The sequence below is a fragment of the Cellulomonas sp. URHB0016 genome, assembly GCF_054057935.1.
Genome location: NZ_JBSRZU010000001.1, coordinates 2122116 through 2137129 on the forward strand (window position 1 = coordinate 2122116; position 15014 = coordinate 2137129).

Below are 15014 nucleotides of genomic sequence, written 5' to 3' on the forward strand. Positions count from 1 at the left end.
CGCCGCAAGGTTTGCAGCCCGTTGCCAACATGTCAAAAACGTTATCGAGAACGTTATCGAACTGATGCATTATGCTCGCCGACGTGGAGCCGACCCCCCGAGTGAAGATGGCCGACGTCGCCCAGATCGCCGGCGTCTCCGTCGCGACCGTGTCGAAGGTCGTGAACGGTCGGTACGGCGTGGCCCAGAGCACCCTGACCCGCGTCCAGGAAGTCATCGACGAGCTCGGGTACGAGACGAGCCTCGGTGCCCGTAGCCTGCGCAGTTACCGCACGAACGTCCTCGGGATCCTCGTCGCGGAGTTCGAGCCGTACAGCGCCGAGCTCCTCAAAGGAGCCTCGGGTGCGGTCGGCCCGACGGGCTACGAGCTGCTCGCCTACTCGGGTGCCGGAGTCGGTGGAGCGGACGTCGGATGGGAGCGCCGGTACCTCTCGCGGCTGTCCGGCACGCTGATCGACGGCGCCGTCATTGTCACTCCAACGGTCGTAGAGGCCGTGCCCGGAGTGCCCGTTGTGGCCGTCGACCCGCACACCGGTCCGTCGGGTCTGCCGACCGTCGATGCGGACAGCTTCGGCGGTGCCGTCCTCGCCACCGAGCACCTGCTGAGCCTCGGCCACCGCCGCATCGGGTTCCTCGGAGGCCGCCCGGATCTCGAGTCCGCGACGCTGCGTGAGGCCGGTTTCCGGCACGCGATGGCGGGAGCGGGCGTCACGGTGGACGAGCACCTCGTGCTCGTCGGCGGCTACCGGCCCGAGACCGCGGACCAGCCCGCCCGCGAGCTGCTGTCGCAGCCTGAGCCGCCCACCGGCGTGTTCGCCGCGAACGACCTCTCCGCCATCCGGGTGATGGAGGTCGCCCGTTCGCTCGGGCTGCGCGTGCCCGAAGACCTGTCGGTGATCGGGTTCGACAACGTGCCCGAGTCCGCGATGGCGACCCCGCCGCTCACCACGATCAGCCAGCCGCTGCAGCAGATGGGCGCCGAGGCCCTGCGCATGCTCGTCGACCTGATCGACGGCAAGGAGCGCAGCACGCACAGCCGGCTGCCCACGGCGCTCGTCGAGCGCTCGTCCTGCGCACCGCCCCGCACCCGCTGACCTCGTCGTCACGCGACGACCTTGCGCGACGAACCTGTGCGGCCCGCCCGGGAGGTCAGCGGTACACGAGGCTAGGAGCCCGACCTCGCCGGCTCCGCCACGGTATGGGGCACACCACGCGGTGACCTGCCCGAACGCGATCGCGCGAGCGCGAACGGGACCCGCAACGCCCGGGAGCGTGACGGCATGAACCGCAGGAAGAACCCGAGGCGCATCAGCCATGCCGCCCACCCCGTGATCGGTAGTCCGTACAGGTCGGCCACCCCACGACCCGTGCCGAACGACGCCGCCTGCCCTAGACCACGGTAGCGGAAAGGTCTCCCTGGCCTCCCCTGCAGGGTGCGTGCGATGTTCCTGCCCACCTGGTCCCCGGCCTTGATGGCCCACAGCGCGTTCGCGGGCACGGGTACGGCCGAGCGCGGATGCTGCACCGCCGCCGCGTCCCCGGCGGCCCAGACGACGCCCGAGATCCCGGACACGGGCGCGACACGCAGGTCCCGCCGGGTGACGAGACGACCGCGCGCGTCGCGGGCCAGCAGCTCCAGTCCGGGCAGCGGGACCGGGCGCTGGCCGGTGGTCGCCAGGACCGTCCCCGCCAGGATGCGGGTCCCGTCCGACAGCGTGACGCCGTGATCCCGGACCTCGACCACACGGGTCCCCGTGCGGACGTCGACGGCCAGTCGGGCGAGCTCCGCGACGCAGCGTTCGGCCAGCCGGGGCTGCTCGGCGTGGAGCGTCGGCACCACCCGGTCGTCCCCCTGCACCAGCACCACGGCGGGTGGACGACCGGGACCGGCGCGGTCCGCGAGCGCGGCGGCGAGCTCCACGCCGGCCAGTCCCCCGCCGACCACGACCACGGGACGCCCGTCGTTCCCCGCGACCGCCGCCTGCTCCACGAGCGACCGAAGACCACCCGGGCGGCGTAACGTGACGCCGCGGTCCGCCAGACCGGGAACCGCGTCGAGCGGCTCGGCGGCGCCCGTGCCGACGACCAGTGCGTCGTAGCCGACAGTCCCGTGCTCCTGCCCGCCGACGGGCTGGTAGGTGACGAGCCGGCGCTCCAGGTCGACGTGCAGGACCCGGGCGTGCAGCACCCGGGCGTGCGGCATGACCTCGACCAGTGGGGTCTGCGTCAGGCCGGCCGGCAAGCGGCCCCCCGCCACCTCACCCGTGAAGCCGTGGAAGTTGTGCACGTCGTCCGCGCTGACCACCACGACCTCGATGTCCCCGCGGCGCAGGTCACGGCGCAGCCGCCGTGCGAGGGCGCCGTACGCGTGCAGGGTCACGTAACCGCCGCCGAGGAGGACGACCCGGCGGGGTGCCGGCGAGCCGGTCACCGGACGCCCACTGCGGCATCGTCGAGGGGCACGAGGTGTGCGTCTGTGCGCGCGTCGGCACGCGGGTCGGTGCGCTCGTCGGCGCGCGCGTCGGTGCGGGCGTCGGTGCGCTCGTCGGGGCGGGAGTCGGTGCGCTCGTCGGCGAGCCGGGCAGGGGGTCGGCCGGCGGGACGGACGGCATGCCCGAACGAGGTCGGGGCCGCCGCGCTGAACCCGTGACGTGCGAACCGGGTGGCGAGGTGCCGCACGTGGTCGACCTGTTCCAGCCTCGGCACACCCAGCGAGAAGTGTCCGCGGTGGCCGTCCAGTGCGAGGAGCGCGGTCTCCGCGAAGCACGCGTACGCGTGACCCTGCGGGAGGCCGATGTCACCGCCCCGCAGGCGCATCCCCGGGACCGCGACGACGCCGCCGTCCACGACCGTCACGTCGGGTCGCTCGTCGAGCAGCGCGGGCGACGTGTTGCGGGGCTGGGTGGCGTCGAGCACGAGGGCGCCCCGGGCGAGGTGCTCCGCGCGCAGCACGGCGTCCGCCGAGGCGGTGAGCAGCACGACGAGGTCGCTGCGGCGGACGTCCCGTAGGTCGGTCGAGGTGGTCGTCGGGACGCGGCGGGCGATCTCCGCGGCGAGCCGGTCGAGCTTCGCGGCTCCACGGGCGACGAGCAGGAGCTCGTCGACCGACCGCGACCGGGCCAGGAGGCGGACGAGCGTGGTGCCGACGCTGCCCGTGGCGCCGACCACCGCGACCCGTCGGCGCCCCGAGTCGCCGAGGAGCGCGAGCACCTGGTCCTCGACCACGGCCGCGGTGAACGCGTTGCCGTTGGTGACGCCGATGTCGGTCCGGTCCCGGAGGGTGATCCCGCCCGCGGTGACCGTCGCCGTCAGTGCGCCCAGCCCGACGACGCCGGCGCCGAGCCGCACCGCGTGGTCGACCGCACGGCTCACCCGGTCCCGACCGTCGTGCGGGTGGTCCAGCAGGTGCCGCGCCCCGAACGGGACCAGGACCACGTGACCGGCCGGCTCGGGTCGCTCGTCGGGCAGGTGCACGCGGGCCATCGAGAACGGCGGCAGCGGCAGGCGGCGCACGGCACGCTCGACGAAGCGCTCCGGGAGGTGGCCCAGCGGGCGCCAGACGCGCGCGAGATCCTCGGCGATCCGGGCCCGCGGATGGACGAGGAAGGCGAAGGGGACGGCGCTCATGGTGGCTCCAGGCACGAGGGAGTCGAATGGGTGCGTCCCCTGGCGGGTCGCACTCCTCAGGTGGCGTACAGCCGACTCCTGATACCGGAGGTATCGGGTGGAAGGGACTGTTCGGCACCGGCCTACCGGCAGTCGTCGGGTTTCGGGATGTCGGTGCAGAGGGTGGAGACGAGGTGGGATCGGCGTTCTTGGACCTCGAACGGTGGGCTGGTGGTGGAGGTCTGGGCGGTGCCGTCGACGTCGCGCCAGATCGGTGAGCCGTCGACGCGGTAGGTGCCGTGCCAGGTGGTGGTCAGGGTGATCTGCCGGGTGCCGGGTCGTTGGTAGATGTGGAACGTGTCGTGGTCGGGCCAGGGGCTCGACGCACGTCAGCCGTCCGCTGCCTCGTCGTCACGGTGGACGTCTACTTCCCGGACGACCCATTGGTTGTCCCAGCCAAGTGCGAACAGCAGCGAGTAGCTGCCGCCCTCGGAGCTGGAGACGACCGATCCCAGGTTGTCGATCTCTTCGGACGGGCTCTGGGTGATCTTCACGTCAGCCGAGTAGGACTGGCCCGGGTAGACCTCCGTCCCCGTAGCGCTGGCGACCGTCACAGAGAAGTCGCTCGCTCGATGGCCGAGGCTGGACATCCGCGCCACGTCGTCGCTGACCCCGGTGCAGAACGTGCACTCGGGACCTGACAGCGCGGTCCATCCTGAGACGTCACCCGTTGCGTACGTGTACTCGTACAGGTCCGCCGCGAAGTAGGCCGCCGCTGCTGCGGCACCGTCGGCACTCGGCGCCGACATCGCGCTCGGGCGCTCCGGAGGTGCCGTCGGAGCCGGCGCGGTCGGCGACGTCGAGGGTGACCGGGTGCTCGAGACGGTCGGCGCGGCGGCCGCAGACGTCGTTCCCTCGGTCGCCGGACCGCCGGTGCATCCCGCCACGGTGAGCGCGACGACACCCACCGCCGTCCACAGCAAGGGCCCCCGGCGAATCCACATGCCGGGGAACCTACCGAAAGCGGACACGTCCCGGGTCGCGGATCTCGCGGTCTGTGGACAACCGTGCGCCTGCGGCGCAGCACCGTGGACCGGGTCGCCGGGGCCCGCGCTCCACCAGAACCGAGCGCGTGACGGTCAGACCATGTCCACGACCGCTGTGAACCGTGCCCGCCGCCCCCGCTCCTCGAACCCGAGCCGCCGGTACAGCGCTGCCGCACCGGGGTTGTCGACGTCCACCTCCAGCCACGCCTCCGAGGCGCCGTCGTGGCGCATCCGGCGCAGCGACTCGCTGACCAGCGCGCCGCCGATCCCCTTCCCCCGCGCCTCCGGCACGACGCCGACCTGCAGGATCCACCCGTCCGCGGCGGTGACGAAGCCGACGTCGCGGCCGTGGAGCCGGGCCAGCACCGACCACTCCGGCCGGAAGCCCGGCTCCTCGACCGCCTGCACCCACTCCGTCAGGGACCGGCCCGGGCTGCCGGGCTCCTTGAACGCGGCCTCGTGCACCGCATGGAACCGACCGGCGGTCGGCGTGCTCCACGCGGCGAGCTCCACACCGTCCGGCCATCGCATGTGCGGGCCCGTCCGGGTCAGGTCGACGCTCATGACGTCCTCGGCGAACACCTGCCGCAGGCCGCGGGAGGCGAACAGCGCACGGGCGTCCTCAGTGAGCCCCTCCGTCTCCACCGAGGCGGCGCCGACGTGGGCCGCCTCGGCCAGGCCCGCGTCGAGCAGCCGCGCGCCCAGGCCCCGGCCACGTGCCGTGGGGGCGACGAGGCCCACGAGCGTCGCCGCGTCGCCCGCGGGGGCCGGGGCGACGGCCGCAGCGCCCACGAGCGCACCGCTGTCGTCCAGGACGTCCGCGCGCACGGAGTCACCGGCCCAGCGTCGCGCGAGCCACGCCGGGTCGGCCGTAAACGGCAGCCCGCCGTCCCTCGCGCGGCACACCCGCGCGAGGGCCACGAGGCGGTCGTCCACCGGCGAGCGCTTCCACACCAGGCGGACGTCGAGGGGCCGGCTCTCCGGTCCCGGCGCCGGACACTCGTCGACGGGGCGGCGCGGCGCTTCCGGCACCGGACCCACGCCGCGCTCCACGCGTGCCGGTCAGACCTGGGCGCCCGGCAGGCGGGACCGCCACGTGTGGGTCGGCTCGTAGCCGAGCAGGCGGCGGGCCTTGTCGATGCTCAGGAGCGTCTCGCGGCCCTCGATGGGGCGGCGGACCGGGACGTCCGGGAAGTGGGTCGCCACCAGCTCGGCCGACGGGGTGCCCAGCACCGTGTCGGGCGCGGCGATGATGAACGCCTCGAACCCCGTCAGGTCGCTCTCCAGGGCCAGCCGCACCGCCTGCGCGCCGTCCCGCGCGTCGATGTATCCCCAGAGGTTCCAGATCCGGTCCTGCGCGGTGAACTGCGGGAACGCCCGGTAGTCCTCGTCGACCATGACGTTCGAGAACCGCAGGCCGATCAGCTTCGACCGCGGGTCCCAGCGGGTGAAGTGGCGGGCCATCTCCTCCTCGACGGCCTTGCCGAGGGAGTACGTGCTCTCCGGGCGGACCGGGTACTCCTCGTCGACCGGGACGTACGGCGGCGGCGTGTCGAACGGCAGGCCCAGCACCGTCTCGCTCGACGCCCAGACGACGTTGCGGATGCCGGCCCGCCGGGCAGCGCTGAACACGTGGTGGGTCGCGACCACGTTGTTCGCGAACGTCGCACCGCTCGGGCGCAGGCCAGGAGCCGGGATCGCAGCCAGGTGGACCACGGCGTCGACGCCGTCGTACCGGTCGTCGATCCCGGTGAGCGCCTCCGTCACCTGGCCCAGGTCCGTGAGGTCCACGAGCGTGAACCTGGCGGGCTGGCCCGGCGGTGGCGGCGCGAGGTCGACGTTGACGACGTCCCAGCCGTGCTCGGCGAGGTGCTCGACGACCGCCCTGCCCAGCTTTCCGCTGCCACCCGTGACCACGACGCGACCCATGGCACCGACCGTAGCCGTCAGTCGGCGTCCAGCCACGCGTGCGACGGCGGCAGCAGCGCCTCGAGCTCCGGCCAGATCGCGTCCGGCACGGGCGCGGTCGCCAGGTCCACCGTCTCGGCGACCCGCTGGGGGCGGCTCATGCCGACGATCGTCGACGAGATCCGCTCGTCGCGCACCGAGAACTGCAGGGCGGCCGTGGCGATGTCCGTGCCGTAGGCGGCGCACACCCGTCGCATCTGCTCCACGGCGTCGAGCACCTCGGGCGGTGCGGGCCGGTAGCCGTACGTCGTCGGCCCGCCGCTCTGGCTGGCCAGGATGCCGCCGCCGTACACCGCGGCGTTGAGCACACCCATGCCTCGGCTCAGCGCCTCCTCGATGAGAGGGCCGGCGCTGCGGTCGAGGAGTGTCCAGCGGTTGTGCACCAGCAGCACGTCGAACACGCCGAGGTCGAGGTACCTGGCGATCTCCTGCACGCGACCGCCCGCCAGGCCGATGCGCCCGACCGTCCCCTCCTCACGGAGCCGGACGAGCGCGTCCACCGCGCCGCCCGGCGCCGACAGCTCGGCGAAGTCGTGGAACTCGGGGTCGTGCAGGTGCACGAGCGGGAGGTGGTCGAGGCCCAGCCGCTCGCGGCTCTCCTGGACGGAGGCCCGGACGCGGTCCCCCGAGTAGTCCGACCCGTCCGGGTCCACCTTCGTCGCGAGCACGACGTCCGCCGGGAGCCCTCCCGCCTGCGCCAGCGCCGCGCCGATGCGTCGCTCGCTCTCGCCGTCGCTGTACCCGTTCGACGTGTCGATGAACCGGATCGGGCTGTGCAGCGCCGCCAGCACCGTGGCGATGCCGTCCTCCGCCGGGGTGTCGCGGCCGAACAGGCGGGGCATGCTGCCGAGCGGGCCACCGCCCAGGCAGACGGCGGACACCTGGAGATCGGTCCCACCGAGAGGGCGGATCCACGGTCGCGTCATCGCGAGCTCCTTCGTCGTCGAGGTCGACCCATCCCATCACGCCGCCCAGCCCCACGTTGGCACCGATCGTGACGGGCTCCGCAGCCTCTCAGGCGGCACGGCGGGCGCGGCGGGGGCCCTCCCCATCGGGTTGCTGCCCCCGCACACGTGACCGGTCACGGCTCAAAGCTCTGGCCGATGCCTGGCTCTGTGAGGATGTGGCGGGCTTCCGCGTCTGGCTCCGACCTTCCGTCGGAGCGCCGCGGCGACGGCCGCCCGGCTCGTAGCGGGACCACAGGCTTGTTCTGAACGGAAAAGTAGGAGTGGCATGGACATGGCACGCGAGTCTGCGATCCCGGCAGTCGTCGAGATTCCCGCGAGCGCGGTGGAGCACCCGACCCGGCTGCGGCAGTGGATGCTGGCGAACAAGGTGCACCCCGTCGGGCCCGAGAGCGGCGAGGGGGACGCCACACCGCAGGCATGGTGGAAGGTCATGTGCCTGACCGGCGTGGACTACTTCTCCACCCTGTCGTACCTGCCGGGCATCGCGGCGCTGGCTGCCGGAGCCCTCGCCCCGCTCGCGACGTTGCTCATCGTCATCCTGACGCTCGGGGGCATGCTCCCGATGTACCGGCGCATCGCCGAAGAGAGCCCGCACGGACAAGGCTCCGTCGCGATGCTCGAGAGGCTGCTGCCGTTCTGGCGCGGCAAGGTCATGGTGCTCGTCCTGCTCGGGTTCGTCGCGACGTCGTGGATCATCACCATCACCCTCTCCAGCGCCGACGCGACCGTGCACGTCCTGGAGAACCCGTTCTTCCCCGACGCCCTCCAGGGCCGCGCCGTGGCGATCACCATCGTGCTGCTGCTCGTCCTCGGTGGCGTCTTCCTCCTGGGCTTCACCGAAGCGATCGCCGTGGCCATCCCGCTCGTCGCGATCTTCCTGGCGCTCAACGCGGTCGTCGTCGTCCTCGGCGTGGCGGAGATCGTGGCCCACCCGGAGCTGATCGAGGGCTGGACGCAGCGCCTGACCGCCGGCGGGTCGGGCGTCGGCGACATCGCCGGGCCCGCACTGATCGCGTTCCCGTTGCTGGTTCTGGGCCTGTCCGGTTTCGAGACCGGCGTCAGCATGATGCCGCTCGTGGCCGCATCCGGTGCCACACCGGAAGAACGGCTCGCCTCCCGCGTGCGCAACACCCGCAAGCTGCTCACCACCGCCGCGCTGATCATGAGCGTCTACCTGCTGTCGACCAGCTTCGTCACCACCGTGCTGATCCCTCCGGCGGCGTTCGAGGACGGCGGCGCCGCGAGCGGCCGTGCGCTGGCGTACCTCGCGCACCACCAGCTCGGGGACGGGTTCGGCACCGCCTACGACATCAGCAGCATCCTGATCCTGTGGTTCGCAGGCGCCTCGGCCATGGCGGGACTGATCAACATCGTGCCGCGCTACCTCCCCTCCTACGGGATGGCGCCGGAGTGGGGTCGCGCCGTGCGGCCCGTCGTCCTGGTCTACACCGGCGTCAGCGTCCTGATCACGATCATCTTCGATGCCGACGTCAACGCCCAGGCCGGCGCCTACGCCACCGGGATCCTGGCGATGATGGTCTCCGGCGCCCTTGCGGTGACCATCTCGGTCGCCCGCAAGCACCGGCGGGGGCCGACCATCGCCTACACGGTGCTGACCGTCGTGCTCTCCTACGCACTGGCCGCCAACGTGGTGGAACAACCGGACGGCATCACCATCTCGCTGGCGTTCATCGCCGGAATCATCATCATCTCCTTGGTCTCGCGCGTCGCGCGGACCACCGAGCTACGCGCCGACCGGATCGAGTTCGACGAGACGGCACGCCAGTACGTCGCCGACTCCATCGAGTTCGACGGCGCACTCAATCTCGTCGCCAACAAGCGCCAGGCAGGCGACGCCTCCGAGTACGCCGAGAAGGAAGCCGCACAGCGGGGGATGAACCCCGTACCGGGTCGCGCCGACGTGCTGTTCGTCGAGATCGACGTCGTCGACCCGTCCGCCTTCAGCGACGTCCTCCGCGTGCGAGGACTGAACGTCGACGGGCACCGCGTCCTGCGCGCCGAAAGCCCCGCCGCCCCCAACGCCCTCGCAGCCATCCTGCTCGCCCTGCGCGACGCGACCGGGGTGAAGCCGCAATGCCACCTCGAGTGGAGCGAAGGCAACCCACTGGGACACCTCTTCCGCTACCTGCTTCTCGGGCAAGGCGACACAGCCCCCGTGCTCCGCGAGATCATCCGCGAGTGTGAACCCGACCCCGAGCGCAGACCCGGCATCCATGTCGGGGGCTGAACGGGTCAGGAGCCCTGCCCAGCGTTGAAGTCGACGGACAGCGGGGGCCGGATCGTGGTCCCCTCGCCCGGCGCGCCGATCCGCTCGCCACCGTGGTGCCGGTCGCCGTCGAGCATCCGCTCGTCCTGCGACCGGCTGTCGCCGTCGTCCGACGCGCAGGGGCCTGCCAGGCTCACCCGGCGGCCGTCAGGAACTGCTCGAGCAGCGGTCCGGCGGTCGTCGACCCGTAGTCGCCCACGTCGACGAACACCGCGACCGCGAGGTCCCCGTGGGTCGCGATCATCCAGACGTGGTTCTGCAGGTTGCCGTCCTCGCCGAACTGGGCCGTGCCGGTCTTCGCCGCGACCTCGGGCCCGGGCACGTCCTGCAGGAAGGCCGCACCGCCCTCCGTCACCACCGAGCGCATCAGGCTCTGGAGCGTCTGCGCCTCGGCGGTGGTCAGCGGAACCGTGGGACGAGGGGTGACGGTCGGCGACGCGGAGTCGCCGGGGTCGCCGGTCGGCGACGGCGTCGCGGTCACGTCCTCCGCCGGGGTCACCAGGTGGGGCGTGACGGTGTGGCCGGCGGCGACGGACGCGGCGACCGTCGCCATCCCCAGCGGCGACGCGAGGATGCGCCCCTGGCCGATCATCGAGGCGGCGTGGTCCGTCCCGTCCGAGTCGGCCGGCACCGCGCCGAGGAACGCGGGGAAGCCGAGGTCGGCGTCGGGCACGAGGCCCAGGGAGCCCGCCGCGTCGATGAGCGCGTTCTGGTCGGCCGCGTCCCGGGCCCCGATGAACGCCGTGTTGCACGAGTTGGCGAACGCCGTCTGCAGCGGCACGTCCCCCAGCTTGGCGGTGGGGTAGCCCGGGAAGTTCGTGAACGAGCGCCCGTCCACCGAGGTCGTCGCCGGGCAGGTGACGGTGCTGTCCGCCGTCATCCCCCCGCGCAGCAGCGCCAGCGCGGACGCGACCTTGAACGTGGAGCCGGGGGCGAACTGGCCCAGGGTCGCGGTGGACATGCCCTCGCCACCCGGACCGCTGGCGGCGGCGAGCACGTCTCCGGTCGACGGTCGCAGCGCCACGATCGCGCTCGCCGGACCCACCCCCGCGAGGATGTCCTCGGCGGTCTGCTGCAGGGTGGGGTCGAGGGTGGTGACCAGCGGGGTGCCCGGCACGGACTCCTTGACGAACAGCTCCCGCTTCACGGCGCCGTCGGCCGACACGGCACTGACGGTGACGCCCGGCGACCCCCGCAGCTGCGCGTCGAACTGACGCTGCAGACCGCTGAGACCTGCCAGGTCCCCCGCGGCGATGGCGCCCCCCGACTTGTCGACGATCTCCGCGGTCGCGGGGCCGACCGTACCGAGGATCGGACGGGCGAACCCCCGGGTCGGCGCCAGCGGCAGCTCGTCGGCGACCGCACCCACTCCCGGGAGCGCGGTGAGGGCGGGCACGTCGTACGACGGGTCGCCCTCACGGACGGTGATCGCCTCGACGAACGCCTTCGGCCCGGCGGCGGCCACCTTCGCGGCGTACGCCTCGACGTCGAGCTCGAGGGCCGCGGCCAGACCACGGGCCGCGGCGTCCTGACCGGCGGCGTCCGTGTGCGTCTTGTCGACGCCGATCCGCCACACCTGGCGAGGCTCGACGAGCACCGCACCGCCACCGGCGCCGAGCACGTTGCCCCGCTCGGCCGAGACCCGCGTGGTCACGAGCTTCTCGCCCGTCACGAGGTCGGGCGCGAGGAGCGCGGGCGCCCAGGCGACCCGCCACACCTTCTCGTCCTTCGTGTCGCGCGCGAGGTGGGCGGTCGTCGTGTACGTCCAGTCGTCGTCCGTGTCGTCGATGTCCCACCTGAACGCCAGCGTGGCCGTGGCAGTGTCCGGGTCGTCCTTCGGGCGCTTCGCGGACTCCATGGTGACCTTCGGCTCGAGAGGCGCGAGCGCCTCGTAGGCCTCCGTCCGGGCCGCGGCGGCCGCTGCCGCGTCGCCCGAGCCGTCCGCGAACTCGACGGCCGTGAAGCTGCCCGAGCTCAGGGCGGAGGCCAGGGCCTTGGCCGCCTCCTCAGGTCCCGGGGGCTGCGACGAGCACGCGGCGAGCCCGGCCGCGACGAGCGCACCGACGGCGCCCACGGCGACGAGCCGGCGCCTCGACCCCGGGCGGCGCGGTCGGTCCGGCAGGGGCGGCAGGACCGCTCCCGCCGCGTCAGGCATGGCGCACGCCTGTCGGTCAGGGCGTCGGCTTGCGAACGTCATCGTGTCCTCTCGTGCCCGGCCCTCGTCGGCCGGTCGGTACCCGACCGCGTCGGCCGGTCAGTGCTCGGCCCTCGTCGGCCGGTCCGTACCCGACCGCGCTGCTCGCGCACGGCCGGCGGAACGCATCGTGACGCGACGGGGCGTCGAGCGCGACCCGATTCCGCCGCCGAGGGACGGCAGCCCACGGCACGTGGCGAGCGTGCCAGGGTCCGCGGCCACGGGTGACCGGTATGAGGAACCCTTCACCCTTCCTCCCCACGCGGGAGGAGTGCGGGCGGTGCGCGGGCGACCCGCCCGCCGAGGGCCGGGACGGCCGAGACCCGCGCTCCGGGGCGAGAACGGCAGTCCGAGGTGCCGGTCTCGCCTGGAAGTGCCGGTCTCGCGGGCGGACGGGCGGGCGGGCGGGTCAGCCGCCGATGATGACCGTCGGGCAGCCCGGGCCCGGGGCGACCGGGGTGCCGTGCATGCTCAGGTCGGCGAGGCGGGCGGCCGGGAAGTTGCCGATCAGCACCGTCACGCTGCCCATCGCGATCCCGTTCGGCGCGGGCGAGATGCACGGGATCGACCCGGGCATGTTGTTCGCCACGGCGGCGGGCTGGCCGCCGATGAGCACCGTCATCACCGCGGCCGCCGGCGTGATCGGCCCGCCGACGTGCGGCTTCGGTCCGTCCATCAGCGGGCAGAGGGCCACGTCACCCACGCGCAGCGCCGGTCCCATCGGCACGGCGGTCAGCCCCTCACGGTGCGGCCGGTGCGGCCGGCGGCGGGGCCGGGGTGGACAGGGTGCCGCTGAACACGAGCGCCTCGTTGCACGCGGTCGGCGGCGGGGTGCCGTCCGGCGGGGTGCCGACGGTCCGGCAGGCGACCTCGATCTGGAAGGCGCCGTCGGACGGCACCAGGATCGGCGTCTGGAAGTGGTAGTCGTTGTCCCGGAAGTTCTCCAGCGCCACCTCGATCAGCGTCGCCGGTGTCCCACCGTCCGCCGGCACCACGGAGATCGTCATGGTGCCGAAGTCGCCCTGCGGGTTGTTGAGCACGAGGTCCGTGACGCGCAGGGTGCTGCCGGTGGGCACCACGAACTCGTCGGTGTCCTTGGCGCCGGGCGCCACGTCCGTGGTGGTGAGGCGCGCCACCGTCGGCGTGAACAGCTCGGTCGGTGTGATCGGCAGGGCCTTCGTGAGGTCCTCCACCTTCGCCGTCTGCTCCTGCGCGGCGGCTGCCGCCTGCGCGGCCTGCGCCGAGCCCGCCTGCGCGGCGGTCGCGGCCTCCTGCGCGTCGGCGGCCGCCTTGTTCGCCTGGGCGACCTCGTCCTCCACGGACGACTTCGCGGCCGACTCGATCGTCGGCTTCAGCAGCGTGAACCACAGCAGCGCGAGGAGGGCCAGGAGGGCCAGCAGCGCGAGGAGGGCCTTGAAGAACCACTTCGGGATGATCGCGGTCTGCACGTGGGCGCCGTCGAGCAGCACCGGGGTGGTGTTCTCGGCGGCGGCCGTGACCGTGAACGGGTGGGTCACGTCCGGGCCGCGCCAGATGCTCCGCGCGGGCTTGACGCGCACGTCGGAGAAGGCGGCCTCCCCCGGGCCGACGGTGAGCAGCTGCGGCCGGATGCGGTAGTCCAGCGCGTTCTGCTCGTCGATCGCCATCAGGGTCACCGTGACGGGGACGTTGCCGCGGTTGTCGAACGCGACCCGGTGCTTCGCGCCCCGCCGACCGTGCGACGTGCGGGGCAGCAGCTCGGCCGTGGTGTCCAGGAACGGCAGCACCTCGACGACGCCCTCGGGGATGACCGTCTCGTCGACATGCTCGAACGGGACCACCCGGATGCCGAAGTCGAGGGGCCCCGCGGGCACGGTCGCCGACCGCGGCGGCGCGAACCGGATGGTCGCCGTCGTGGACGTGTCCGGGTAGAGCCCGTCGATCACCGCAGGCTCGATCGTGGTCCACGCCGCGGGCGCACCGAGCACCTCGATCCGGTAACCCTCGACCGTCGTGCCCGTGTTGCGGATGTGCAGCGGCACCACAGCCTCGGTGCCGGGCGAGAGCTCCACGCGCGCCGAGTCCAGCTTTGCCGTCGTCGTCATGCTCGGCACCGTACGGCTCGACGGGCCCGGGCACGACGGTCCCGCGGACGGGCCGATGGGGCAACGGTCCTGCCCGTTGAGCCGATGTTGACTGCACGATCAGTGCGCCCCTGCACGCTGTCCGGACGAGCATCCGGGGGGGCCGGATGACAGGGGGCAGGGGGCACGTCATGGAACGAGTCGCGGTGTGGGTCAGCGCGCGGGACCCGATCTCGGAGGCGGGTGTGGTGAGCGCGCTGCGGCCGCGGCCGGAGGTGCGCGTGCTCACGTCGGACGAGGCGGCGTCGTCGCAGGTGGCCGTCGTGGTCGCCGACGCGGTCGACGAGGACGCGCTGAGACTCGTGCGGATGGTCCGAAGGCAGACCCCGAGCCAGGCGGTGCTCGTGGCCGGCCGGCTCGAGGACGGTGACGTGGTGACGGCCGTCGAAGCGGGCGTCCTCGGGCTCGTCCGGCGCAGCGAGGCGACGCCCGACCGGCTCGTCCGGGTGATCTGCGGTGCCGCGACGGGTGAGGGCAGCGTGCCGCCGGACCTGCTGGGCCGCCTCCTCGACCAGGTGGGCACCCTGCAGCGGCAGGTGCTCCGCCCCCGAGGGCTGACGTTCACCGGGCTGGCGTCCCGCGAGATCGAGGTGCTGCGGCTCATCGCCGACGGGTTCGACACCTCGGAGATCGCCCGCGAGCTCGCCTACTCCGAGCGGACCGTCAAGAACGTGCTGCACGACGTGACGACGCGCCTGCAGCTGCGCAACCGGTCGCACGCCGTGGCCTACGCCCTGCGGGAGGGGCTGATCTGAGCCTGCCGCCGCCGGCCTGACGGCGAGCTGTCGTCAGGCCGGGTTGGCGAGCGGTCGTGAGGCCGGT

General features: G+C 73.2%; 13 protein-coding genes. 3 read left to right on the forward strand and 10 right to left on the reverse strand.

The window, feature by feature from the left end:
• Nucleotides 1–107 precede the first annotated feature (107 nt).
• Entirely contained in the window at nt 108–1094 is a 987-nt protein-coding gene (locus ACVW07_RS09790) for a LacI family DNA-binding transcriptional regulator (protein WP_456821059.1), read from the forward strand.
• 71 nt (nt 1095–1165) lie between these two features.
• Here ACVW07_RS09790 and ACVW07_RS09795 read toward each other — a convergent pair whose 3' ends face one another.
• From ACVW07_RS09795 to ACVW07_RS09820, 6 genes are all read right to left on the reverse strand, one after another.
• Entirely contained in the window at nt 1166–2431 is a 1266-nt protein-coding gene (locus tag ACVW07_RS09795; RefSeq protein ID WP_456819059.1) for an NAD(P)/FAD-dependent oxidoreductase, read from the reverse strand.
• Entirely contained in the window at nt 2428–3627 is a 1200-nt protein-coding gene (locus ACVW07_RS09800; protein ID WP_456819060.1) for a semialdehyde dehydrogenase, read from the reverse strand. Before ACVW07_RS09800 ends, ACVW07_RS09795 begins: the two co-directional genes overlap by 4 nt.
• A 368-nt stretch (nt 3628–3995) precedes the next feature.
• A complete protein-coding gene (locus ACVW07_RS09805; RefSeq protein ID WP_456819061.1) occupies nt 3996–4610 on the reverse strand; it encodes a DUF6318 family protein in 615 nt (204 codons plus the stop codon).
• Nucleotides 4611–4745: 135 nt separating this feature from the next.
• Nucleotides 4746–5693, reverse strand: a complete 948-nt coding sequence (locus ACVW07_RS09810; RefSeq protein WP_456819062.1) for a GNAT family N-acetyltransferase — start codon at nt 5691–5693, stop codon at nt 4746–4748.
• A 21-nt stretch (nt 5694–5714) separates the two neighbouring features.
• Complete coding sequence (locus ACVW07_RS09815) at nt 5715–6581, reverse strand: NAD-dependent epimerase/dehydratase family protein (protein ID WP_456819063.1); 867 nt, start codon at nt 6579–6581, stop codon at nt 5715–5717.
• A gap of 17 nt (nt 6582–6598) precedes the next feature.
• The gene (locus ACVW07_RS09820; protein WP_456819064.1) at nt 6599–7546 is read right to left on the reverse strand and encodes an aldo/keto reductase; all 948 of its coding nucleotides are present in this window, start codon (nt 7544–7546) and stop codon (nt 6599–6601) included.
• A gap of 307 nt (nt 7547–7853) precedes the next feature.
• Here ACVW07_RS09820 and ACVW07_RS09825 point away from each other — a divergent pair, with 307 nt between their 5' ends.
• Nucleotides 7854–9836, forward strand: a complete 1983-nt coding sequence (locus ACVW07_RS09825) for an amino acid transporter (protein ID WP_456819065.1) — start codon at nt 7854–7856, stop codon at nt 9834–9836.
• A 5-nt stretch (nt 9837–9841) separates the two neighbouring features.
• On the opposite strand, the gene ACVW07_RS09830 is transcribed toward ACVW07_RS09825, so the two are convergent.
• From ACVW07_RS09830 to ACVW07_RS09845, 4 genes are all read right to left on the reverse strand, one after another.
• Nucleotides 9842–10012 carry a hypothetical protein gene (locus tag ACVW07_RS09830; RefSeq protein ID WP_456819066.1) on the reverse strand — a complete coding sequence of 57 codons (171 nt, stop codon included), beginning with the start codon at nt 10010–10012 and terminating at the stop codon, nt 9842–9844.
• Nucleotides 10009–12030, reverse strand: coding sequence for a penicillin-binding transpeptidase domain-containing protein (locus ACVW07_RS09835; protein WP_456819067.1), 2022 nt, complete (start codon nt 12028–12030; stop codon nt 10009–10011). The genes ACVW07_RS09830 and ACVW07_RS09835 overlap by 4 nt, the downstream gene beginning before the upstream one ends.
• 448 nt (nt 12031–12478) lie before the next feature.
• On the reverse strand, nt 12479–12790 hold the full coding sequence (locus tag ACVW07_RS09840; RefSeq protein ID WP_456821060.1) for a PAAR domain-containing protein: 312 nt from the start codon (nt 12788–12790) through the stop codon (nt 12479–12481).
• Nucleotides 12791–12809: 19 nt separating this feature from the next.
• Nucleotides 12810–14153 carry a COG1470 family protein gene (locus ACVW07_RS09845; RefSeq protein WP_456819068.1) on the reverse strand — a complete coding sequence of 448 codons (1344 nt, stop codon included), beginning with the start codon at nt 14151–14153 and terminating at the stop codon, nt 12810–12812.
• 170 nt (nt 14154–14323) lie between these two features.
• Between ACVW07_RS09845 and ACVW07_RS09850 the strand changes: the two genes are divergently transcribed.
• On the forward strand, nt 14324–14947 hold the full coding sequence (locus ACVW07_RS09850; protein ID WP_456819069.1) for a response regulator transcription factor: 624 nt from the start codon (nt 14324–14326) through the stop codon (nt 14945–14947).
• Nucleotides 14948–15014: the final 67 nt, after the last annotated feature.

Coding starts and splice junctions, on each gene's coding strand:
- ACVW07_RS09790 (WP_456821059.1), top strand. CDS start 108: ATGGCCGACGTCGCCCAGATCGCCGGCGTCTCCGTCGCGACCGTGTCG.
- ACVW07_RS09800 (WP_456819060.1), bottom strand. CDS start 3,627: ATGAGCGCCGTCCCCTTCGCCTTCCTCGTCCATCCGCGGGCCCGGATC.
- ACVW07_RS09805 (WP_456819061.1), bottom strand. CDS start 4,610: ATGTGGATTCGCCGGGGGCCCTTGCTGTGGACGGCGGTGGGTGTCGTC.
- ACVW07_RS09815 (WP_456819063.1), bottom strand. CDS start 6,581: ATGGGTCGCGTCGTGGTCACGGGTGGCAGCGGAAAGCTGGGCAGGGCG.
- ACVW07_RS09820 (WP_456819064.1), bottom strand. CDS start 7,546: ATGACGCGACCGTGGATCCGCCCTCTCGGTGGGACCGATCTCCAGGTG.
- ACVW07_RS09825 (WP_456819065.1), top strand. CDS start 7,854: ATGGACATGGCACGCGAGTCTGCGATCCCGGCAGTCGTCGAGATTCCC.
- ACVW07_RS09835 (WP_456819067.1), bottom strand. CDS start 12,030: ATGCCTGACGCGGCGGGAGCGGTCCTGCCGCCCCTGCCGGACCGACCG.
- ACVW07_RS09840 (WP_456821060.1), bottom strand. CDS start 12,790: ATGGGACCGGCGCTGCGCGTGGGTGACGTGGCCCTCTGCCCGCTGATG.
- ACVW07_RS09845 (WP_456819068.1), bottom strand. CDS start 14,153: ATGACGACGACGGCAAAGCTGGACTCGGCGCGCGTGGAGCTCTCGCCC.
- ACVW07_RS09850 (WP_456819069.1), top strand. CDS start 14,324: ATGGAACGAGTCGCGGTGTGGGTCAGCGCGCGGGACCCGATCTCGGAG.